At 42.5% G+C, this 22,848-nt stretch carries 18 protein-coding genes; 9 read left to right on the top strand and 9 right to left on the bottom strand.

Annotation, left to right across the window (positions count from 1 at the left end; translation table 11 throughout):
• The first annotated feature begins 30 nt into the window (after positions 1–30).
• The 3 genes from R7Z77_RS07900 to yegS all read left to right on the top strand — a co-directional run bounded on the left by R7Z77_RS07900 (position 31) and on the right by yegS (position 2,445).
• A complete protein-coding gene (locus R7Z77_RS07900; protein WP_005376542.1) occupies positions 31–456 on the top strand; it encodes a bifunctional diaminohydroxyphosphoribosylaminopyrimidine deaminase/5-amino-6-(5-phosphoribosylamino)uracil reductase RibD in 426 nt (141 codons plus the stop codon).
• Positions 457–628: 172 nt separating this feature from the next.
• The gene (locus tag R7Z77_RS07895) at positions 629–1,534 is read left to right on the top strand and encodes a LysR family transcriptional regulator (protein WP_005376541.1); all 906 of its coding nucleotides are present in this window, start codon (positions 629–631) and stop codon (positions 1,532–1,534) included.
• Positions 1,535–1,542: 8 nt separating this feature from the next.
• Positions 1,543–2,445 (top strand): lipid kinase YegS, encoded by a 903-nt coding sequence (yegS, locus tag R7Z77_RS07890; protein ID WP_213967542.1) that lies wholly within the window; start codon positions 1,543–1,545, stop codon positions 2,443–2,445.
• Between the two features lie 81 nt (positions 2,446–2,526).
• On the opposite strand, the gene R7Z77_RS07885 is transcribed toward yegS, so the two are convergent.
• The 4 genes from R7Z77_RS07885 to R7Z77_RS07870 all read right to left on the bottom strand — a co-directional run bounded on the left by R7Z77_RS07885 (position 2,527) and on the right by R7Z77_RS07870 (position 6,604).
• The gene (locus tag R7Z77_RS07885) at positions 2,527–2,862 is read right to left on the bottom strand and encodes a YgiW/YdeI family stress tolerance OB fold protein (RefSeq protein WP_042520734.1); all 336 of its coding nucleotides are present in this window, start codon (positions 2,860–2,862) and stop codon (positions 2,527–2,529) included.
• Between the two features lie 15 nt (positions 2,863–2,877).
• Positions 2,878–3,525, bottom strand: a complete 648-nt coding sequence (locus R7Z77_RS07880; protein ID WP_005376538.1) for an AcfA family outer membrane beta-barrel protein — start codon at positions 3,523–3,525, stop codon at positions 2,878–2,880.
• A 165-nt stretch (positions 3,526–3,690) separates the two neighbouring features.
• The gene (locus R7Z77_RS07875; RefSeq protein WP_318136637.1) at positions 3,691–5,304 is read right to left on the bottom strand and encodes a VRR-NUC domain-containing protein; all 1,614 of its coding nucleotides are present in this window, start codon (positions 5,302–5,304) and stop codon (positions 3,691–3,693) included.
• Positions 5,305–5,371: 67 nt separating this feature from the next.
• Positions 5,372–6,604 carry an OFA family MFS transporter gene (locus tag R7Z77_RS07870; protein WP_005388232.1) on the bottom strand — a complete coding sequence of 411 codons (1,233 nt, stop codon included), beginning with the start codon at positions 6,602–6,604 and terminating at the stop codon, positions 5,372–5,374.
• A 576-nt stretch (positions 6,605–7,180) separates the two neighbouring features.
• Between R7Z77_RS07870 and R7Z77_RS07865 the strand changes: the two genes are divergently transcribed.
• Entirely contained in the window at positions 7,181–7,537 is a 357-nt protein-coding gene (locus R7Z77_RS07865) for a hypothetical protein (RefSeq protein ID WP_005376535.1), read from the top strand.
• Positions 7,538–7,639: 102 nt separating this feature from the next.
• Here the strand turns inward: R7Z77_RS07865 and dcuC are convergent, their stop codons facing one another.
• Together dcuC and R7Z77_RS07855 are read right to left on the bottom strand one after the other, a co-directional pair.
• On the bottom strand, positions 7,640–9,007 hold the full coding sequence (gene dcuC / locus R7Z77_RS07860) for an anaerobic C4-dicarboxylate transporter DcuC (protein ID WP_182039356.1): 1,368 nt from the start codon (positions 9,005–9,007) through the stop codon (positions 7,640–7,642).
• Positions 9,008–9,366: 359 nt separating this feature from the next.
• Positions 9,367–10,491 (bottom strand): acyl-CoA desaturase, encoded by a 1,125-nt coding sequence (locus tag R7Z77_RS07855; RefSeq protein ID WP_171345645.1) that lies wholly within the window; start codon positions 10,489–10,491, stop codon positions 9,367–9,369.
• 271 nt (positions 10,492–10,762) lie between these two features.
• Here R7Z77_RS07855 and R7Z77_RS07850 point away from each other — a divergent pair, with 271 nt between their 5' ends.
• Positions 10,763–11,311, top strand: coding sequence for a GNAT family N-acetyltransferase (locus tag R7Z77_RS07850; protein ID WP_104980607.1), 549 nt, complete (start codon positions 10,763–10,765; stop codon positions 11,309–11,311).
• 89 nt (positions 11,312–11,400) lie between these two features.
• Here the strand turns inward: R7Z77_RS07850 and R7Z77_RS07845 are convergent, their stop codons facing one another.
• Positions 11,401–12,018 (bottom strand): HAD family hydrolase, encoded by a 618-nt coding sequence (locus R7Z77_RS07845; RefSeq protein ID WP_171345646.1) that lies wholly within the window; start codon positions 12,016–12,018, stop codon positions 11,401–11,403.
• Between the two features lie 363 nt (positions 12,019–12,381).
• Between R7Z77_RS07845 and R7Z77_RS07840 the strand changes: the two genes are divergently transcribed.
• Positions 12,382–14,427 (top strand): response regulator, encoded by a 2,046-nt coding sequence (locus R7Z77_RS07840; protein WP_025767846.1) that lies wholly within the window; start codon positions 12,382–12,384, stop codon positions 14,425–14,427.
• Between the two features lie 103 nt (positions 14,428–14,530).
• Here R7Z77_RS07840 and cqsA read toward each other — a convergent pair whose 3' ends face one another.
• Together cqsA and ylqF are read right to left on the bottom strand one after the other, a co-directional pair.
• Complete coding sequence (gene cqsA, locus R7Z77_RS07835) at positions 14,531–15,712, bottom strand: alpha-hydroxyketone-type quorum-sensing autoinducer synthase (RefSeq protein ID WP_017635350.1); 1,182 nt, start codon at positions 15,710–15,712, stop codon at positions 14,531–14,533.
• Between the two features lie 336 nt (positions 15,713–16,048).
• Positions 16,049–16,993 (bottom strand): ribosome biogenesis GTPase YlqF, encoded by a 945-nt coding sequence (gene ylqF, locus R7Z77_RS07830; protein ID WP_005376521.1) that lies wholly within the window; start codon positions 16,991–16,993, stop codon positions 16,049–16,051.
• 447 nt (positions 16,994–17,440) lie between these two features.
• Between ylqF and R7Z77_RS07825 the strand changes: the two genes are divergently transcribed.
• Genes R7Z77_RS07825 through R7Z77_RS07815 form a run of 3 tightly spaced genes read left to right on the top strand, consistent with a single transcriptional unit; the run spans position 17,441 to position 22,845 of the window.
• Positions 17,441–21,106, top strand: coding sequence for an ATP-binding protein (locus R7Z77_RS07825; protein ID WP_213874254.1), 3,666 nt, complete (start codon positions 17,441–17,443; stop codon positions 21,104–21,106).
• On the top strand, positions 21,090–22,256 hold the full coding sequence (locus tag R7Z77_RS07820) for an EAL domain-containing response regulator (RefSeq protein ID WP_054576033.1): 1,167 nt from the start codon (positions 21,090–21,092) through the stop codon (positions 22,254–22,256). The genes R7Z77_RS07825 and R7Z77_RS07820 overlap by 17 nt, the downstream gene beginning before the upstream one ends.
• Positions 22,249–22,845, top strand: a complete 597-nt coding sequence (locus tag R7Z77_RS07815) for a response regulator transcription factor (protein ID WP_017635347.1) — start codon at positions 22,249–22,251, stop codon at positions 22,843–22,845. Before R7Z77_RS07820 ends, R7Z77_RS07815 begins: the two co-directional genes overlap by 8 nt.
• The last annotated feature ends 3 nt before the right edge of the window (positions 22,846–22,848 follow it).

Below are 22,848 nucleotides of genomic sequence, written 5' to 3'. Positions count from 1 at the left end.
GCCTCGTTTTTATTAAAGAATAGAGTTCAAATGAGCCAAGAGTTTATGCGCCGCGCATTGGAAGTGTCCAAAAATGCGCTTCCTGAATGTCAACCCAACCCGCCGGTTGGCTGCGTGTTAGTGAAAGACAATCAAATCGTTTCTGAAGGTCATACTCAAGCGATTGGTGGCAATCACGCGGAAGTGGAAGCGCTGAATGCGTATCAAGGCTCGTTAGAATCGGTGACGGCATACGTTACGCTGGAACCGTGTTCGTTTGTTGGTCGCACGCCAGCTTGCGCGGTGACATTAGTCAAATCCGGCATAAGCAAAGTCGTCGTAGCCATATTGGACCCCGACCCGCGCAACAGTGGTCGAGGTATTGAGATTCTAAAACAAGCAGGTATAGAGGTAGAAACGGGTTTGTGCGGCGAGGAAGTCAGCGAGTTTCTTACCCCTTACCTAGGCAAAGCCTAAGTCAAGCTTTACGTTGCACTATGGTGCCAGTTTATGTGGTGAATGAAGTGCGTCAAAATTGAGTTAAAACTCATTAAAACAAGCGATACCGCCCATTTATTGCACTTGGCTACGTGAAGGATCATGCTGTTAGATTAAAATAGAGAAAGTGACTTTTGAAAAATTTAATAGCATGAAACCGACCGACCTTAATCTTATTCCCATTTTCACTGCCATCTATGAAGAGCGTAACTTGTCTCGGGCGGCGGCGCGTTTAAACATCACCCAGCCTGCGGTGAGTAAAGCGCTTGCAAGGCTACGTGATATCTACGATGACCCATTGTTTCATCGTTGCGTTAAAGGTGTCGAGCCTACCTCGTTTGCGATGGATATTTATCCTGCTCTTCTAGCTTCAGTACAAAATTTCACTTCGACATTATCGGCCTCTAGTGAGTTTGACCCTAAAGTGTCGAATCGAGTGTTTTCTATTGCCTGTGTGTCCGTTGCAAGTTTTGAGTTGCTACCTCAAGTCATGAAACAAATCCGTGTGTCGGCGCCAAATGTTGCATTAGAAGTGCATCCGCTTTTTACGGAAGATTTTGAAAGTGATCTGCGGTTACAACGATACGATTTGATCATTGATATCACACCAAGAGCAAGAACGGTGCTAAAACTGGAAACTGTACTTACGGAGCGTTTGGTGGTGGTATGTAGCGAAGCGCATCCACGCCTGAATGACGAGATTACGGCTGAACAATTTTTTGAAGAAGAACACGTAGTGGTTTCGCAGTGGCAGAGTCGTAAGAGCTTGTTAAACGCCGATGACATTGTCGACTTGGATAAGAGAAAGATTAAGTATCGAGCCTCAGGCGTACTGGAAATGCTCCCAATTATTTGTGGTAGTGAATACATTGGTTTAATGCCAGAGTCGATGATCAACTTGTTCAATAACACCTATCATGTTAAATCTTTATCAATGCCATTTGATGAACAAATGTATGAGCTTTGTACAATCTGGCATCCTAGTCGCACAAACGACAGCGCCCATCAGTGGTTGCGTTCACAGATTAAGCAAGCAGGAAAAGTCATCAACCAATAGGAAGTGCAATGAAAAAGACAATACGTGCCATCCTTAACGGAAAAAAAGCTGGGAATCCAGAGTTAAGAGATGCAATCATGAAAATGAGAGACAAAGGCATCGACGTACAGGTGCGTGTGACGTGGGAATCTCAAGACATGCCGCGGCTAGTGAAAGAAGCGGTTGATGAAGGCATTGAACGTATTGTTGTCGCTGGTGGCGATGGGACCGTCAATGAGGCGGCTTCTGCGATTATTCAAATTGACGAAGAAAAACGCCCTGAGTTAGCCATTATTCCCCTTGGTACCGCCAATGACTTTGCTACCGCTATTCAAGTACCTAATTCCATTAAGGCGTCTTTATCTCTTGCTGTTGAGGGGCAGTCCGCTTTGGTCGATTGCGTCAAAGCGAACGATCGCTGCTTTATTAACGTGGCAACAGCAGGGTTTGGCGCAGAAGTTACAGCAGAAACGCCTGTTGAACTCAAAAACTTTCTTGGCGGCGGAGCTTACACGTTAACTGGTGTTATAAAAGCACTTGGCTTTAAACCATATGACGGAACAATAAAGATTGAAGGTGGCGCGTATCAGGGAGAAATGTTGCTCGGTGCGTTTTGTAATGGGCGCCTTGCTGGAGGTGGGCAAGAGTTAGCTCCAAAAGCGATGATTAATGATGGGATGATGGATCTAACATTGGTGCGCCCATTTTTACCTCATGAGCTGCCTAAAGTAATCGACGAGATCAATAACCCGAGTGAGAAAGGAGAGTTTGTGAAGTACACTAAAGCAAGCTGGTTGGAGATAGATTTTCCGAATCCATTGCCTCTTAATTTAGATGGAGAACCTTATCATTCGAGAACCATTAGATTTGATGTTCAGCCTAAGAGTATACGATTAGTCGTACCGCAAGATTGCCCTTGCTTGACTAGCTAAACGAGCGTTTTCCATGATTATTGCGTAACACAGCCACTAAAATGTGGCTGTGTTATTTGTGTTGAGGTATTAGTCAACTTCTTAACGTTTTTGAATGGTCTCAACGTCTATTTGCGTAGTTGTCCAATCTGCGTCAACCTCTCCTCGAATCATTACGGTATCTTTTGGTGTCACTTCTTGACCCATCCAATCTTCGTTGTCGATCTCTACTTCGATCTCACCAGTGTTGTCTTTGAACAAGTAAGTCTCGTTACCAAATGATTGAACAATATGCCCGGTTAGCACTACAGCGCTGTCGTCGGTTGCGTTGCGCGCCTCTTTCACCGTATTGATTGCACTGACTTCTGGACCATTAAACGCGGCGAAAACCGAGCTTGAAAGTAGGGCAAGCATGGATGTTAACAATACTCTTTTCATTATCATCTCCTTATATTAGAAGTAATAAGTTGTGCCTACGTTAAAGGATGCAGTGTTCGCGTATCGGTCTAGTTGATATTTTGCGTTTACACCTATGGTGAGCTGCGGGAAAATTCTGTATTCCGCACCCACTGAGAACATTGCGCCTAGCTCGTTGTTTTTCTCCGCGCTATGGAAAAGCGTGTTGGTCATTTCCACATCGTCGTTCGTGACAAGTTCGTATTCTTGATGTTTAGAAACCTTGGCGTTGTATTCCGTGTACGTTAGACCCGCTTTGAATTTTGTTGTCCATTTATCATTTAATGCATAGTTAAACACAGGAGCCAACGACACTTGCTTGGCTTTGATTGACGCATCCCAATCCATTTCATGATGGTAATCTTTGCCATCGATTGACTTGATACCTAGGTTTTTTGAACGACTATCATCAAGGTCAAACTGGCTGTAACCCAGTTCCAATGCCCAGTTGTCATTAAATGCGTAACCGACAAAGCCTGAGAAAATACCGTCTTCAAGCTCAGGGTTGAGTGTTACGTTGTCAGTTGAAAAGTGAGGTTCCAAATCATGGTCAGTGGTGCCTAGTCCATATTCCAGACCTACATAAGGAGCCGCAGATACCGAAACTGAGCAGGTAACAAGTAACGCAAGAAGTGTTTTGTTCATTTTATTTTGCCTCTTCAAATCAACTTAGTGAGTAGAAGCGCATTTTGTGTGAAGAAGCGTGAAGCGATCGTGAAGAAACGAAAAAATGTTTAGAAAAAAGAGCAAGGGGCGATAACCGAGGGGCGGTTTGAGTGAACAAACACCAAGCTCTTTATATAGAGTAAGTTAAGTTGCTGCGACGTAACACACCGCAAACGGGACATTAAGGCGAGTAAACTCTTTGATCCAACGCCATTGGTTATCCTGGAGTTTATCGCCAGGGCCTTTCACTTCAATCCACTCGAACTCGTTTTCTTTAAAAGCAATGAGATCCGGCATCCCATTACGGTAAAGCTTAAGGTCGCTCAATTGTATTTTGAACAGCGCCATCAGCATATTGGTTGGGATAGTGTTGAGTGCTGTTTCGAGTAGCTCTTTACTTATTAAATTCCAATGTACAAATGGATTACTGATGCCAAACTTCTCATCGTATTTTGTCAATAACATCTGGGTGTTGCCCGCTTCTAGTTCGGCAAAAGCGGTGTCTATCAAAGCTTGGCGCTTGTTAACAAAATCCGAGTGATATAAATCTAAAGGACGGTGTTGATAAGCGTTAATGAATGCCCCTTCAATAGGAGCAAAAATCGCATCCCAAAAAGTGAGACCAAGTAATGCATTAAGCAGTGCATTTTCGGCGTAAAATACAGTCCAGCCTAAGGACTCAAAATACGCTTTGCTGGCGAGTTCGACTCTCTGTTGAGATAAATCCAGTTCAAGGCGGTATTCCGTACAGGTTGGCTTCGTCACTCTTGGCACTTTCTCGCCTTGTTTTCGTTTTAACCGTTGCTCAAGTTTTTGTGCAACTTCGAGCTCAGACACATCGATCGGTGAGTTAAGCATATCTATGACAATGTCACCAAATAAATCATCATGGTTTAATTTGTCATAGATACGTGCGCGTCGTTCTCGGCTCGGTGTGAGTTGAGTTTGGCCAAATAGAGATAGGGCGGTCTCTAGATCATTAAGCCGTTCGTAATCACGTGCTATGTCATTCAACATGTGCTCGCGTTTACGATCTACGTAACGGTGTTTAACGGGCTGAGGCATCGCCTCAATTAATAAGTCGAGATTGGCTTTGTCTTTTCGGTCAAATTGCCAGTACAGGTTGGCCAACTGGCTCAGTTCAATTAAACGGTCTATTTGCTCACGTGAATCAAAGAAACGGCGCACTTTACTCAATTGATATTGCTCGAACTGATGCAAACCTAAGTCATCAAGCACAAACTGACTTAAGTCTTGATGGGTGTTGGCAAAAAACAGAGTGAGCAAAACGTCGATCATATGAGCAGAATTGAGTTTGACGATCGTAAACTCAAGCTTCTCTGTACGATCAAATTCCGCATTACTCAAACGTTCGACAAGGGCGTCTTTCTTGAGTGATTTCGGCAGTTCGGGATAAAGCGTGGAGATTTCTGGCTTGGTCAGTAAATTAGCCGCTAACCCTTGATGAGAAAGGGGTGGGGAAAGGGCTACAAACTCATGTTGACTCAATTCTGCCAGTGCTTCATTGATAGAAGGTATTTCTGGATAACTCAGCTTATCACTTCGAAACCAACATCCCTTTCGGCTGTATAAACGTACCAAAAGGCACTGGGCGTGTTTGCTCAAAGAATCAAACGAGCAAAGCCATGCGTGTTCTTCCTTGGTCAGTAAATCGCTGTACCAAGTTACTGCGTGATGAGTCAGCTTAAAGAAGTTCTCTAGATAGTAGTCTGGTGCAAGTTCGATAGGGCTTTCCATAAACGACCGATAACAAAAAAGGCTTAACCCATAGGTTAAGCCTTTTCGCTATCAAATCAATTCGCAATTATGCGTTTTTTAGCTGTGCTACTTTCGCTTCAGATAATGGCTTAGTGATGAACGCTAGTACGATACATACTGCCATCATTGCTGAAGAAATTGTGTAAGCCAAGGTGTAGCCGTCGCCATTTGTCATCGAGAAACCAACAACCGCTGCGCCGATTGCACCACCGATACCCCATGCTGTGTAAAGCACGCCGTAGTTAGTGCCGTAGTTTTTCAGACCGTAGAACTCAGCCGTTAGAGTAGGGAATACCGCTAGAAGTGTGCCGTAACCTACCGCTGCGATTGCTGTACCGATGATCAGTGTAAACTCAGAGTCGAACGTCGCGAACAGCACCATGTTTACGCCTTGTAGAACGAACGCGAGTAGAAGCGTACGAACACCGCCGATTTTATCTGCAAGCATACCCGCGGCAACACGACCGCCAGAGTTAAATACAGCAAGAATAGACGCTAGGTAAACCGCGTTTGGCAAGTTTGCTTGAACGCTTGCGATTGTCGTGATGTTACCAATGATCATTAGACCAACAGAAGCTGCAAACGCGTACATGATCCATAGAGAGTAGAACTGTGGCGTTTTCAACATTGCTTTCCAAGTTAAGTCATCTGACTTTTTCACCGCTTTAGGTGCTTGGCCTTCTTTTACTTTAGGCTCCGCAGGTGTGTAGTCTGCTGGTGGGTTGTTGATGGTTGCTGCAAGAGGAACCGCAATCGCTAGGATACCAACACCAAGAACCATAAAGCTAGTTTGAATGCCCATGCTGTCTATTAGCGCAGAAGTTACTGGCGCAAGGTAAATAGCCGCTAGACCAAAACCTGCCGCAATAATGCCGTTAACCATACCTTTCTTCGAAGCGTGGAACCACTTCATCGCAGAAGGTGATAGGCATGCGTAACCAAAGCCGATACCTGCACCTGTGATCACACCGAATGTAATGTTCAACATTAGTGGAGAGTTCACAAAGCCAGAAGCGATCATGCCCAGACCTGTAAGAACAGTACCTAGGATAAGGATCATTCGAGGGCCCATGCGGTCTTGAAGAATACCTGCAATAAGAAGACAGATAGAGAAAGTGATGGTTGCAGTTGCGTAAGGTGCAGAAGCTTCTGCAGCACTCCAGCCTGATTCAGTTACCAGTGCCTTGTTGAATACACTCCAAGCATACAGGATGCCAAGACAAAGGTTGATACAGAACCCTGCTAACAGGATGCGCATAGCTTTATCAATCTTGCTCATTTTTATTCTCAGTTTTTCCTCTTATTGGCAATGCCGCAAAGAAGGTTGGTTTAAAGATGTTTTTTCTCAAAATTAGTTTGCGTTTTTCAACGTTTAACGCAATGAGCGCGGATTATAACCAATAAATATGTGATTGGAATCTCTTTTTACGGTTACTGATAAAATAATTTGCAACATTAAAAGTGGATGTGAATTCATGGTTTTGTATGTAGTAAGAACGTTGTAAAAAAGTGATATTTTTTGTTCGCTAATAACGAATGATGAGTCAAGACAGAGAGGTTTTACGCTGTTGAGTGCACAGTTCACATTTCAAATAAAAAATTTCAAAATGTTTCCATGTTAACCATCTGTAACAAAAATGGCGAATTTATCATCTAACTGTCGTAAGTATCAGATGCAAAGGGTTTCTTAATTTTTAATTGTTAACCTTTTGTAATAATTGAAGCTGATTAGCTTTTGTGTTCATTAAGTGAGCAAAAAAGTAACTTGTAATTGCTGATTTTAGGCGCAGAATATAGTGAAAAATGAGTTTTCATTTATGAAGGGATGCTTTTTAGATTTGTTGTGAGGTGACTTATGAAACTGTTCCTATTACTCATGGCTTCGGTATCCGCTGGTATCGCATCAGCAGACCACATCCATTCATTTATGTTGGGCTTATCTATTGCTTCTTTAGCGGTAGGTAGCTGTTATTTCTTCGCATTTCGCAGCTCGCGCTTTCCACAGCTTGCTTTATTCCTACTCATTTGCGGTATGCTTTCTAAGTTGACGATAACCGTAGTCGGTGTGATGTGGGGAATGTCCGCGGAATTAATCACGTCTCCAATCGTATTCGCACTTTCATATTTATTCTTTTCGCTTGCCGTTACCTACTTATGGTTTAGCTACAGAGAGAGCATCACTAAGATTCCTGACCGATTTAAGTCAGCGTAAATCAACACATTAGAATAAAAAAACGCCAGCACATTTGCTGGCGTTTTTAATTAAACGTAATTTTGCTCGGATATTGCTTTTAGTTTGATCGTGGCAATACCGTTAGGCACTCATTGGAACAAGCACCATAGTACCAATAATCACCGTGATAAGGCCTGCTAGAACTGGAACGGATGTGCGTTTTACAACCTCAAACGGGCTGATGTTTGCCATACCTGATGTCGCAACGATTACGCCAGATACTGGTGAGATAGTACGGCCTAGGTTTGATGCTTGAAGCATCGGGATAATTAGGAAAGCAGGGTTTAATCCCATTTTCGCAGCCAAAGATGGTGCTAACTCCACGAACGCATAAAAAGGCGCGTTACCCGAACCCGTTGCAATTGCTGCTGCAACTGTCAATGCAGTTAGAATAAGCATTAAAGCAACGCCGCCTGCACCAGCATTATCTGCTAGATGAAGTAGGTTATCGATAGCTCCGATAGACATCAGACCTTGTGCAAAAACCCCTGCGGCAACCAAAAGCATCACAACGCCTTTGAACGCGTCAGCCATGCCTGCGTAACAAGAATCTAAATCTTCTAGTGATTTCTTACCATCGAACTTATTTACAACATAATGGATCAGAGCTCCAAAGAAAATCGAACCAACCACAATAGTGTAGATGTCTAGACTAAGTCCTGGAATGGTACGACCGTTGAATAGGAAAACGCCGATGATAGGTAGAAAAGGAAGAGCTGCATAAAACGCTGGTGCGTCAGCTTTGATCTCTGATACATCAATTTTTTCCATTGGTGTATTTTCTTTCTTATCTAAGTATTTGTTCCAGAAGAACGCTGCCGCTGCCATGACGATGATTGCGCAAATAGAAACAGGCAACACAGTTTGTACCGCAAACACATCAAGCTCTAAACCAGACTTTTCTGCTGCGATAACAACATCACCAGAAGTAGGAGAAAGGATGATTGCCGCTGGAGAGGCACACACTGCAACGGCTGCTGGACGAGAAATGCCCATCGCGACCATCATTGGGAATAATGTCGCCATTAATAGTACGCCAAGGCCTGTTGCAGAACTTACCGCAAGAGACATTAAACACGCCACAATGTAAGCCGCTACCAAAAGGACGTAAGGAGACTTGATGACAGAAAGCGGTTTAGAGAACTGTTTCACTACCACGTTGTTCGCGCCGATATGAGTCATGTATGACGCAAAACCACAAAGCAGCATGATTTGCATACCAAGACCGCCACCGCGGTATTGAAGCATGTATTTCACGTATTCAAGCGCATCTGTCACCATGTTACCAGTTGAGGTGATTTTTGACGGCAGCACGTCGTGCCCCAAAACGCCAGTCATAAGAAGTAAAGCAATACCAGCTGTCAGTAACACGCCTGCAGCTTTATAGCCTTTGACAATAAAGTAACCCACCGCAATGGTAACCACTAAGCCAATTAAGAGCTCTAACATAGGGATCTCCGAATGTTATGTAAAAAAGAAAGAAACTGTTTCAGTTTATGACAAGGAATTTACAGAATTCTTAGCTGTGGCACGAGACAAATATGGGGCTTGCATGATCTGAGACAAATAATAATTTAATAAATAATTTCGTTAGATTGTATTGTTGGAATTTGGTTTTCTAAGTGTTACGTGCTGGTTTGAAGCTATTTATAGGAAGGAAAATATGACTAGGAAAGTGAATGAATAAAGAGTGAATTGATTCACAATAGGAAAAAGACTTTACTCAGTAAGCAATTATTGGAAAACACTCTTCACAACAAAAAAGCTTCGCCGAAGCGAAGCTAAGTAATCGTAAGAATGAGGATAAACTATGCGTATCGACGAACCATAAGGTTCCAACTACGTTGCTGCCGTTCGAACTCTGCTTTAATTTGCTGGTACTTCATTTTCGTTACAGAACATTCGTATTTCTTTACCACACTGGCAGTTTTGGCACCGAGTACTTCTTTGCGCATCTCGTAGTATTCCTGCATGTGATGAACTAGAGTATCAAACTCGTGCTGTAGCTGATCGAGGATTGTTTGCGTGTTCGGTTTCGATTCTAGCTTTTCTCTTGCTTTCTTCAAAAGTTGACTAGCACGGGCTTTTTCAATTCTAAATGTAGGCGTTGTGCGCAACTTAGATGTGAGTCCTAACCAAGAACATGACTTTATCAACCACTTCGTTGGGTCGTAATGCCACCAATACACGCCATTGCGATAGTCATTCTCGAAAATATGATGGAAATTATGGTAACCCTCTCCAAATGTGAAAAAGGCGAGTACACCATTATCGCGAGCAGTGTTTTTGTCTGTGAAAGTTTGCTTACCCCAAATATGTGCGAGGGAGTTAATGAAAAAAGTCGTATGGTGACTCATAAAGAGTCGAGCCGCACCAACGACCAATAACATCCCCCAGATATCACCGTAGATCAGTCCGAGCATGACTGGGAAACCAATATTAGTCAGTAGGGCAAGTGGAACATAATACTTATGCTGCCACATGACGATTTTGTCGCGCTTTAGATCACGGCAGTTTGTATATTCGTTTTCCTTTGATTTATTGTAATCACGTAACATCCACCCAATGTGAGAATACCAAAAACCCCGCTTGGCTGAGTACGGATCTTTACCGTTATTGTCGACATGTTTGTGATGCACACGATGATCAGAAGACCAATGTAATGCACTATTTTGCAAAGAAAATGCTCCTCCAATCGCAAAAATGGCGCGCAAAATAGGATGAGCTTCGTATGTTTTGTGGCTCCAGAGACGATGATAGCCTGCTGTAATAGAAAGGTTAGTAAAACTAAATGCAATCACTCCCCAAATTAGATGTTCCCAACCCAGTCCAAAATGATATGCATACCAAGGCATTACAATAAAAGTCAGAACAAAACTGGCAGAAAATATTAATGTATTCAACCAGATAACAGGTGGTTTGTTTTGAGTCACAGGTGTATCCCTAACTTTGAGCTAACAACTGTTCGCCAGAATATCAGCGTACACATGTAAGTCAAATTAAAGTTAGACAAATGTGACTATTCCTTTGGGTGTAGATTAAGGAACTTGATGGGATATTTTGCTTTTAATTGAATAATGAGTAGTATTAAAAAATGAGCTCTGGCTTAAGGTGTATAAAATCTGCCAAGAAACAAGTGTTATAAAGGTGGAATATACCGAGACTCTATAAAGAAGCAAAAATGTAAGAAAATAGGAATACGTAATGGATTTACGATTAGCGGAATATAAGGACTACGAGCGCATTGCGCATCTTCATGCGGATAGCTGGAAGCGTCATTACCGTGGCATTCTTAGTGATAACTATCTTGAGAAAGAAGCGATTGACGACAAACTACTGATTTGGCAAACCCGTTTGACCAACCCACCATTCAATCAGCACATTGTCTTGGCGGAGGAGGGAGGTTTGCTACTTGGCTTTGTTTGTGTGTTCGGCAACCATGATTTCGAGCGTGGAACCTTTATTGACGCATTGCATGTTGATGACAGTTACCGTGGTCGTGGGATTGGTAAGCAGCTATTACTTGCTGTCGCAGAATGGCAACAGCAGTACTTTCAAGACACAGGTCTTTATTTAGAAGTTGTGTCGCAAAACATTTCTGCGATTGAATTCTATCGCCACATTGGTGGACAAGAGGATCAAGAGCGAACTTGGCGCGCACCTGATGGCAAAGAGGTGTTAGAAAAAGTATTCCGTTGGAAGAACGCCCAGTCATTAGTTAGTGGGATTGAGGAAAACGTGATTTACTCCTAACCTAGCGTTCTAAAACATTAGATAAGAGCAGTCTCAACACTGCTCTTTTTTGTTTATGCACCCTAACGTTATGTTTTATTAAAAGCTTTCTAGAAGTTAACCCCCATAGCTTTTAGTTCGAGCTCACATTGCTGAGCATTTTCAAACTGAATAGCAGCCATGCCAACTGCTCGGGCACCTTCAACATTGTAAGGCATGTCATCAATAAATACTGTCTCTTCGGGGTTAAGCTGATACTTTGAAAGTAGAGTTTGGTAGATCTCCGCTTGTGGTTTTAGTAATTGAACTTCAGAAGAGATGATTGCTCCATCAAACAGTGGCCAAAACTCATAGGTAGTACGAAGATGTTCCACAATTTCGTTGATGTTGTCTGTGAGCGCATATACGCCATATCCGGCACTTTTTACTCGTTTTAACAGCTCTATACTGCCGTAAAGTAGTATTTGAGTGTGTTTTACATAATAAAAGAAGCGGTCTATTTCTTCCGTCGTTACTTGGTGTTCACGTTGATAACGCTGTTTTGCTTCCCTTTCGGAGATCGTCCCTTTATTTAAATCTTTCCAGATTTGTGATGAAAATAGCATCTGAGCCATTTTCTCTGACTCTACGGAACCACCAAATGTTAAGCGAACGATTTCTACTGGAGACCAGCGTACCAATACATTACCTACATCAAAAATGACATTTTTTATCTGGACAGAATTCATAACACATCCCAAGCCAATTGTTCTTCACCACGCTATATGCGGTGAGTACTGTTTTTGAATCGTTGGAAAGTCGTGCCAAAGGCGCGACTTAAGTTTCTTGCACAAAATGAGATTAACATCCAATTGGATACAGAGCGATTATCGCAAAATTGCACTAAACTATATGCAACTTTGTTTATTTGGTTGTAAATCAAGTGTAGCTGTCTTAAAAGATTGAAACTAAAGATAAGTATTGCGAGCTGTTTACGTCATTTCGCGCTGCTTATAAATGATGATTAATATATAATTAGTTAATAATAAAACGATAAAAGTGAATCAAAATCACACTATTGTGCGTCAGGCGGAGTAAGCAAAACAGATTATATGGACTCGATACGTAAGGTTTATCAATATGCAGAACCAAACCTAACTCTCGTTGGCTGGATGGGGTTTCTTGGCTTTCCGCTGTACTACTTTGTCTGGGAGTTTGCCTTTCCACAGGCTTATGAAAATTTACCTCTTAGATTGTTTTGCTCGTTATTGTTTTTCGGCATCATTTTTAGAAACCGCTTATCATCGACTTGGAGAGATTATGTTCCTATTTACTACCAAGTGACGATAACGCTGTGCTTACCGTTTTTCTTTTTTTATATGTTACTGATGAATGACTGGTCCAATGTATGGGTTATGTCGTTTATGTCTGCAATTTTCTTACACATTTTACTGGTTCATGTTACTAGGGTCATGTTTGCTCAAACCTTTGCTGGGATAGGTTTAGCAACATTCTTCGCTTGGGTTGCAAAAGGGTTCCATCTTGACTTGACCATGGATTGGACTCATGTGCCAATCTTTCTGTTTATTTATGTCTTCGGTAATTTGTTCTATTTTCGTAACCAAGTTGAACATGAAGCGAAAGTCTCGCTGGCAAAATCATTCGGGGCAGGGATCGCACATGAAATGCGTAACCCGTTGAGTGGGCTTTGCACTTCAATAGATGTTATCCAGTCGATCTTGCCCAACATGAAAGAGGCAGGAAAAGAGCAGTACGTCATGAGTGTAGAGGATGTCACCTTATTACGTGAAGTGAGTCAGGATGCAATGAACATTATCCAATCGGGTAATGAAACCATCGATTTATTGCTAACTTCGATTGATGAAAATCGAGTTTCTCGTTCTAGCTTCAAAAAATATTCAGTTCACTCGGTCGTTGAACGGGCAATTGAAAGCTTCAGTTATAAACGTGCCACTGATCGATTTGCCATATCGCTGGATGCGAGAAGTGAGTTTGAGTTTCTAGGTAGTGATACATTACTTAAATACGTTATGTATAACCTCTTCAAGAATGCCTTCCATCACCGTAAATCTGAAGATTTTCACATACATGTATCCATGATAAGTTCAGAACGCTTTAATCAAATTGTTGTAACCGATAATGGTGCTGGCATTGCTCCTGATGTTCTACGCAATATCTTTCAAGACTTTTACACCACTGGCAAATCAGGAAGTTATGGTTTGGGTCTACCGTTTTGTAAAAAAGTCATGCGTTCATTTGGGGGGAACATTGAGTGTCAATCTCAGTTAGGGGAGTGGTCTCAATTTACGTTAACTTTCCCACTAACGACATCTGATACCGTTACTGAAATCAAAAACGATCTGACTAAACTCAAAACCATTCTAACGGTGACTAGCCAAGATATCTTGGTGTCTAAAGTAACAGATATTAGCCGTTTTATGGGCTTTGACTCGACGATTTTAGATGCCAACCAAGTACTCAAAAAGAAAGAGTACGAGTTCGAATTCGATCTGATTTTTATCGATCTTGAGAGCTTAGATCCAAGAGCAAACCAATTGGATAGATTAGAATCTCTCTTGTCTTTCACTGAAGCACGCATCGTTTATCTTTTTGAGCATCATCCGACTCAGAGAGCACGTAAGGCTGCATATGAACCTATTTGGATCGAAACGCAAGCCTGGTTATTGAATACTAAACCAACTATTGAGCGTCTCTTATATGATTCAAGCTATGTATCGACACCAACGGCCTCGGTGACGTTAGATAATTCAAATAAGCGCACAATTATGGTCGTGGATGATAATGAATCTTTGCGTAAATTCACGGCAATGTTACTTGAAAAGCAAGGCTTTGAAGTGATTCAGAAAGAAGACGGGCAGCAGGCTCTGGATACACTAGAGCAAGAAGATGTTGATCTCATTCTGATGGATATCGAAATGCCAATTATGGATGGTGTAGAAGCGTCTAGGCGAATTCGAAGCTCGGATAAAAACTATGCGTCGGTACCTATTATTGCACATACAGGGGATAGTTCACCTGTCACGTTGGACAAAATTGGGTCTTCGGGTATGTCTGACTTCATCGTAAAACCGGCGGATAAAAATCGTTTGTTCGATAAAATCGCAAACTGGATCTAATCATTCGCGACTTGTTTTCTTGAGGCGAGTTGCTCACAACGAATAATACGAATAAAGAGCTCAGCAAAACTGTTGAGCTCTTTAGTTTTATCTACACACTAACTTACACAAACTCTAAGTCAGGGTGTGCAAATGCTTGTTGGCAGACAGTGAGTACATGATCAACTTCAGCAGCTGTCATGTCTGCATTGACTGAAAAACGGATGATGTTTTTGTTCCTTCCAGTTGCAGGGCGGCAAAACACTGCGCCGTAAACATTTCGCTCTTCGAGAAAGTCGCGGACTCGCTCAGTGTTTCTCTCGTTACCACATTCTAATGCGATAATTTGTGATTCACTGCGAATAGTAAATCCAATGCGTTTTAAACCAACGGCTAAAGACTTGGCTCTTTCAAACAGAATATCTCGCTTATCATCTGATTTTCTAATGACGTCCAGTGTTTTCTCTAGCCGAATGATCTCTTGCGGTAATACGGTAGAACTAAATATTGCAGGGTACGCCACAAATGGAAGCGTCTTCGCCAGTTTTTCTGGGCCTAAAATCGCGCCAGCACGATAAGCAAATGTCTTGGCAAGACTAACGGTAATAAAATCTACCTTATGAGTTAAGCCAAGACCCTGCAGTATCCCCGCACCTTGTGGACCGTGTGTACCTAAAGAGTGTGATTCATCTACAACCAGGCCGCAGTCAAACTCCTGTGCTATTTCGTAGATATCACGTAGAGGAGCGATGGTCCCGATAGTGCTGTAAACCGAATCCACAACAATGATCCCTGAACCGTGACGTGAAATCTGTTTTCTTAGGTGACTGGTGTTGTTATGCATGAACGGATGAATTTGTGCTCCGGCAATACGTGCGCCTTCCCACAAAGACATATGTGCAAAGAAATCAATGTACACAGGTATGTTCGGTGCACAAATAGTCTGCAATAAACCGACATTCGCAGCCCAACCAGATTGAGAAAGTAGACAACTAGGCATACCAACGAAACTGGCTAGTTGCGTTTCAAATACAGGTTTCGATTCATCGTCTTGTAAGAAAATCGCGGACATCACGACGTTGTCATCGTGCTGGGAAATCGCATCACGATGCGCGTTTTGAATCTCCTTATTATGAGACAGTGCAAGGTAATCATTGCTTTGCAGGACAACGGCATTACACGGTGGGCGTTTACCAAGAACAAGGTGTTTTTTGTTCTCATTCGGTTCGATTAGATCTTGAATATAAAAATCTAGGCGTTCCTCGATAAAGGAGGGAAGTGGTTTGCTTTGTATAGTTTCACTCATAATAAATCTCTTCTTCATATGGAAAAACGCCAGCGCTGACACTTATTCATATTGCGGATTTTGGGGAGAGTGTCACTAACCAGGTTGCATAAGTTTGCAGACCCTTGCAAACTCGACATTTGAGGGTTGGATGGTGGCTGTAACTCTATAGGGGCCCGGGGTCTAAACTAGTTTGTGCTTAAAGTTTATACGGCGATTTTGCGGTGTTTTTTCGTGCTTCATATCTGGATTTTGGATGAGGAATATAAAGTTTGAAAAGTGAAAAAAATGGGCGCATTAGATAACAAAAAAGGCGCGAAAATCGCGCCTTGAAACATGAGTAGATAAAAGACAAGCTTATCGCTTATTACGTAAATAGCGCTTACGACGCTCTTCTTTACGCTTCGCTTTTTCTTCTTCTTTACGGGCGGTCTCAATCTCGACTTCAATCAGCTCTTGAGTGATCATTTCTGGGCGTTCTAATGTAATTTGGCCCAAAGTGCCTTGACGAAGTTCGTGCAATAAGATCTCTGATACTTTGTGTAAGTCAACACGTCCACCTGCACGTAGTGCACCGCGGCGACGACCAATTTCTTCCATGATCTCGATATCTGATTCTGGAAGCTCTTCAATTTGATAACGCTCTTTAAGTTTGTCTGCATAATGAGCTGCTAGGTATTCAATGGTATAGAATGCGACTTCGTCATATTCCATCGCTGTATCTTTTACCGCGCCAGTAGCCGCAAGGCGGAAGCCACTGTGTGGATTTTCCACTTTTGGCCATAAAATCCCTGGAGTATCAGATAATACGATGCCATTTTGCAGGTTGATACGTTGTTGACGACGTGTAACCGCGGGTTGGTTACCTGTTACAGCGATTGTTCGGCCTGCGAGGGTGTTAATGATCGTCGACTTTCCAACGTTTGGGATACCCATGATCATGGTGCGAATGTTTTTACCAATTTCTTCTCGGTGTGGGGCAAGTTTGCGGCAAAGCTCCATGATTCGATGCACTTCTTGTGGTTCAGAAGTCGTGATCGCCATTGCTTTTACATGTTGCTCTTGCTCCAAGTGCTCAATCCACAGTTGAGTTAACTCTGGATCGGCCAAATCACGTTTGTTCAAAACTTTAACGACAGGTTTGTCACCACGGATTTGAGAAATCAAAGGGTTTTCACTACTGAAAGGAATACGAGCATCCAGTACTTCGATGATCACATCCACTTGAGGGATTGCTTCTTCGATCTCTTTACGTGCTTTGTGCATGTGGCCAGGAAACCACTGGATTGAGTTATTAACCATTTGAATTTAATACCTTAATTTTTCTAATGCTCCAGCGGTTGTAAAAGTAGCAATGTGAGTCTTGAGTAATACAATACTAGAACGCATTTTCTAAAACTGTGTTTACTTCAAGCTGCTCGAAACCGCGGAGTTGAGCTTTCTTTCATGTTAATACGCCAGTTTATCATGGAATGATGATGAATCATTCAAGATGAAAGTAAAAAGCTATGGCGTGCAAACCTAAAAGCACACATCCCTTATGTATACCGACTCGCAGTGAATATCCGTCTGGGTGAGAGACCGAACGCAAACGCTGTGTAGTCAAAGGTGGATTGTGTTGTCAGATTGTTCTGACGAATTTTGGTTTTTTACTTTTATATCAGAGTGTTATTTTTATTTCACTATTGAGCTAAGTTTGACTTTTATCTGACAAAAACTAGTCTGAGCTTCCATTCAGAGGAAGCAGTCATGCTCAGTATTCTTAGAAGTATTACGGTATCGTCCGTCGCCTTAATTTTTTTAGCGAGTTCTTTTTGCTCAACTGCCAAACAGAGTCCTAAACCGAAGGTCATCGTTGGTGTTATTGCGCAAGACGAAGCTAAAGACTCGTTTGACGGTAGCGTTGGTCCTTCGTACGGAATTAGTCTTGAGTATTTGTCTAACATTACTAAAGCTTTGGATTATGAGTTAGAACTTCGGACTTACAAGCATATTCCGTCTTTACTTGCGGATGTCGAAAGCAAGAAGATTGATGGTGCGGTTGGATTTAGTAAAACAGCAGCAAGAGAAAAGCGTTTCTTGTTTTCGATGCCTTTCTTTTCGAGCACTATCGCTGTTTGGTATCGGAATGCCACTTACCGAGATAGTGATGCGCGTGATCTTAAATGGGTGTGTGTTGAGGGCAGTGTGTATTGTGACAACCTCACTGAACGTGGTATCGATAAGATACATTATGTTAAAACACGTTTAGAGGCGTTTAATGAAGTTAAGCGAGGTAAAGCGAACGCGCTGATTTACACTTATGTTGGTATTACCCAATATTTGGATTTGAATGACATTGTAAAAGGGGTTGTCGATATTCCCAGTTGGTTGAAAAACGAAGAGGTGAGTTTTATCGCTTCGTTGGACAAACAGAGTCTGATCGATGACATCAACAAAATCCTTCAGTGGGAGCAAAATGGAAAAAACATTCGCTCCGTCGCCTCGAAAAATCCTTACCATATCAGTGATAAGTTATTGGTAGATTACCGACGTAATCATCAAAACAAACTAGTGATAACTTACAGCAGCAGTGACGAAGCTTATCCGTTTCTCTACCGAGATTCGCAAACGGGCGAGTTAGATGGCTTCTTTCCAGATTTTGTCGACTTATTGCAGTCTCGTACTGGCTTGAGCTTTAAGTATGTGAAGCCGACGTCGAGCCTTTCAAATGGATTAACGGCATTTGATGCCGATATAGTCCCCATCTCTTATGTGGGTGAGCTACCTAAGTCAGATTGGTTGTTCACTAAACCATTCATGCACAGTAATTACGTGGCTATCCAAGCGGAGCAGAGCAAGCGCGATAAACCTGCACTGAAAGAAGCGGGTATTCTGCTCACTTTGAAAAAGCAAGGGTTAGTTCATTTGGGCACTTGGCAGCAAGGCCAAGTTGATCATTATGATGATTTGAAAAAGCTGCTTACCGATTTGAAATCGGGCGTTTTGGATGTGGCTTACATTCCTGACGATATCGTTCACAACATGATTGCACAAGATCAAGTCGATGGCTTGGTGATCAATGCGGAGGACGTTTTGACGTTCTCTAATGCATTTGCGGTTGCAAACCACAATACACAACTTCAACACATGTTGAACAGCATCATCGAAACCATTGATTCTAACGAGATCGAAAAACTGCTGCGTTCTCACCGAAGCTTCAAACTGACTTATGGCTATGACGCGGAGCAGATCGCTACATTTGTTGTTGCTGGTTCATTCATATTCTGTCTCATGTTAATTGCGGCGTATTTCATCTTATCTCACATGCGACTTAAAGTGAGGTTAGCCGAATTTAATGCTGACAATGAGGAAGCGGAAAAGCAATGGCTGATGGACATCATCAAAGAGATCAATAGCTTGGTTTTTATCCATAGTGAAAATAACCATATGGAGATGAGCAATTGTGCCAACTACAACAGTAAACAGTGCCAACAATGTAAGTTGAAAAGTGATTCTGCGCACGCTCCTCTGGTGAATAATTTTGATGAACTGACCACTGTTATCGCTGGAAAGCGTATTTCAGAAGAGGTTGCCTCGTCGGGCTGTGAACTTGATATTAAACATGTATATCGAGAACGCAAAGTCATCGCTTCTCCTAGCGGTAAGAACAAGTTTGTACTGACTGTTATTCAAGATATTACCCAGCAAAAAGAACGTGAGCAGGCGTTAATCGATGCGCAAAAAGAAGCGCAAACCGCGGTACGTGCGCGCGAAAACTTTTTGGCAACCATGAGTCACGAATTAAGAACGCCATTGTCGGCAGCACACGGCATCCTCGATTTGCTAAATCGCCAAGTGACGGCAGATTCAAATCGCGAGTTAATTGCCCAAGCCATACGCTCGCTCAATCATTTGAATACGCTAGTAGACGAAGTACTGGATTATTCAAAATTAGAGGCAGGGCACTTAACCGTCGCCCCAGTTAAGACCGACTTGCTTAAAACCTTGTGCGATGTGTTTCGAAGCTTTGAACCACGAGCGCTTGCGAAAGGTTTGGATTACAAAGTGACAATCAAACCATTTTCGAATGCTTTCATTGAAATCGACGCGCTGCGATTGGTGCAAATTACCACCAATCTACTCTCCAATGCGATGAAGTTCACTGCCGAAGGAGAAGTTGGAATCAGTGTCATTCTTCATGAAAAGCAGCTTATTTTGAAAGTGGCGGATTCAGGTATCGGCATGACGGATGACCAACTCGAAGGCATTCTCAATCCTTTTGTTCAAGCGGATGACACTATTACGCGTAAATATGGCGGTACTGGATTGGGGCTAAGCATTGTTGACCGATTGATCGACTGCATGGGCGGCGTGCTCTGCATCGATTCACAATTTGGCTTGGGCACGACGATTACTGTCAGACTGCCAATTGAGCATTGCGACTCTGAGCCAGACGTTTGTTTGAACTGGACGTATAGCGAGAGCTTACCACTTAATATTCGCCAGTGGTGTGACGCGTGGAAAATGCGTCCAGCGACGTTAAAAACAATGGTGGCGAACCTTCACCCTATACACGACAGCGATGCCAGTTTTAATGGCCTAATGCTGCGTGATGAACAAAGGGTACTTGGCAGTCTTACGCTAAGAGAGATTCAATATCCAGATACATTGTTCAATTTGCTCAGCCAAACGCAGCAAGAAACCAAGCTTAGTGACGTAAATCAAGAAGTGGTTTCTTGGGTTCTCGGCACGGTACTGGTCGCAGAAGATAATCCCATTAACCAAAGTGTGATAGCAATGCAGCTTCATGAACTTGGAATCGAACCTGTCATTGTGAATAACGGCCGCGAAGCATGGGAATACATCAACCAAGATGAAAACGTTGTGTTGCTGCTGACCGATTTTCATATGCCAGAAATGGATGGCTATGAGCTTGTTAGGCACGTGAAAAACTCCGAATTTAAAGCAATTCCAATCATCGGTGTGACAGCAGAAGATGCTCGTCTTGCCATTGAACGTACACAGGATATCGGCATTGATGATGTGCTCTACAAGCCCTATGACCTTAATCAATTAAAAACCGTTTTGATTCCATTTATTGGCGAAAAAGAGAGGGGTAGGCTGCCCGGCTGGATTAAACGGTTCAAAGCTCAGGACGCAAAAGAGATTGCGCGCGTGTTTAGTCAATCAATGTCTACAGATATAAAAAACTTAAACGCCGCATCGACTGAGCGAGACAAAAAACGGGTCATTCATGGCATCAAAGGAGCGGTTGGGACGATAGGGGTAAGCATGCTGGCTGAGCTTTGTATTGAGGCAGAACGAGTTACTGCTGCGGAGTTTGACAGGCGAACAGCGGAGCTAATTTTACGAATCGAGCAGGAGATCGAAAACATAAACTATTGGGTAGAGACAAATGAATACACAATTTAATGTGATGGTGATTGATGACCATCCGCTACAAACCACAATACTTACGCAAATATTGGAACGCTATTGCGCGCAAGTCATCCCTTTTAACTGTGTGGATGCCGCTATTCAGAGTGTGCAGGAACAATATTTTGACGTGATTTTTTGTGATATCCAAATGCCCGGAAAAGACGGCATCGATATGATGGAAATGCTCGATAAAGTCCAGTACCAGGGGCAAGTTGTACTGGTCAGTGCAATGGAATTGACCATTATTTCTGCGGTAAGAGCCATGTGCGAGGGATTTAGTTTTGAAGTATTAGGGAAGCTGCCTAAGCCATACGATGAAAATGAAGTCGTTGATTTGTTGGGTAAAATAAAAGATGAAAAAGCGAAACAAGTCAGCTTTGCGCAACCTATTGAAGTGGAAGATCAAGAATTCCTGTTTGCTCTGGCTGAAGGGCGCGTGAAAAATTATTACCAGCCTTTAGTCGATGTGCAAAGTGGGGAAGTGCTTGGGTATGAAGCGCTCGCGCGTTGGAATCATCCTATTTATGGTGTGTTACCCCCTCATTATTTTTTGCCAATTGTAGAGCGTTGCCGCCTTTCTGGAGAGTTGTTTCAAGCTGTATTGAGTAATGTTATCTATGACATGAAACACCGCGGATTGACGCAAAACGTATCCATCAATGTAGACCATGAAAATTTAGAAGATACGGCGTTCTCTCATTACTTTTTACAGCAATGTTTAGAGAGCGAGATTGACCCATCACAAATCACCATTGAAATTACAGAGCGAGATACATTTCAGACTAGCGCGTCCCTGTACAAGAATTTACTCAAGTTGAGGATGAACGGTGTCACTGTCTCAATAGATGATTTTGGCACGGGGTCATCGACGTTTGAAAAACTGGCTCAACTGCCATTCAACGAGTTAAAAATCGATCGTTCGTTTGTACAAGGTGTCGAATGCGATATCAAAAAACGCAACATCGTTGTTGCTATTTGCGCGTTAGCGAAAAGTTTGAATATACGACTGGTCGCGGAAGGTATTGAAGACGAAGTCACACTGCAAGCGATACGTGAGTATGGCATTGATCTTTGCCAAGGCTTCTACATTGATAAACCCATGCCACTAGAAGCCATAACCATACTAAATGAAAGATATGAATAAATTGAATTACTTGATCTTTGACGATCATCCTCTCGTTTGTGTTGCAATCAAGTCGTTGCTGGAAGAGTTAGGTAAAACAAATGGGGTATTTACTGCAACATCAGCGAAGATGGCATTACAAATATTGAAAAAGGAAGAAATTCAACTGTTGATCTTAGATGTGAACTTGGCAGATTGCGATGGGTTTGATTTCTACAAACGTATCAAATCCCATGGTTATGAAGGCAAAGTCATTTTCTTCTCCGCTGAAACTAGCCAAATGTACAGCCAAATGGCTTTTCGTTCTGGCGCTGATGGCTATGTGTGTAAATCGGAAAATCACGACATTCTTAAAGACGCGATAGAAGCGGTAGAGAAGGGGTATACCTTCTTCAAATTTAAGCAAGTTGTTAACAGCGTTCGAGAAATGCCACAACTTTCAAGCAGAGAAAGTGCAGTAATGAAGTATTTACTACAAGGAAAGTCCAATAGAGAAATCGCTTCAGTGCTATCAATAAGTGACAAAACAGTCAGCACATACAAACGCCGTCTATTGGATAAATTTAACGTAAAGAACATTGTTGAGCTAACAAGAGTGGCGGGGGCGTAAGAC

It is taken from the genome of Vibrio sp. 1401, assembly GCF_033340295.1.
The sequence above is the reverse complement of the archived record's forward strand: the minus strand, read 5'-3'. Positions and strand labels throughout refer to the sequence as shown.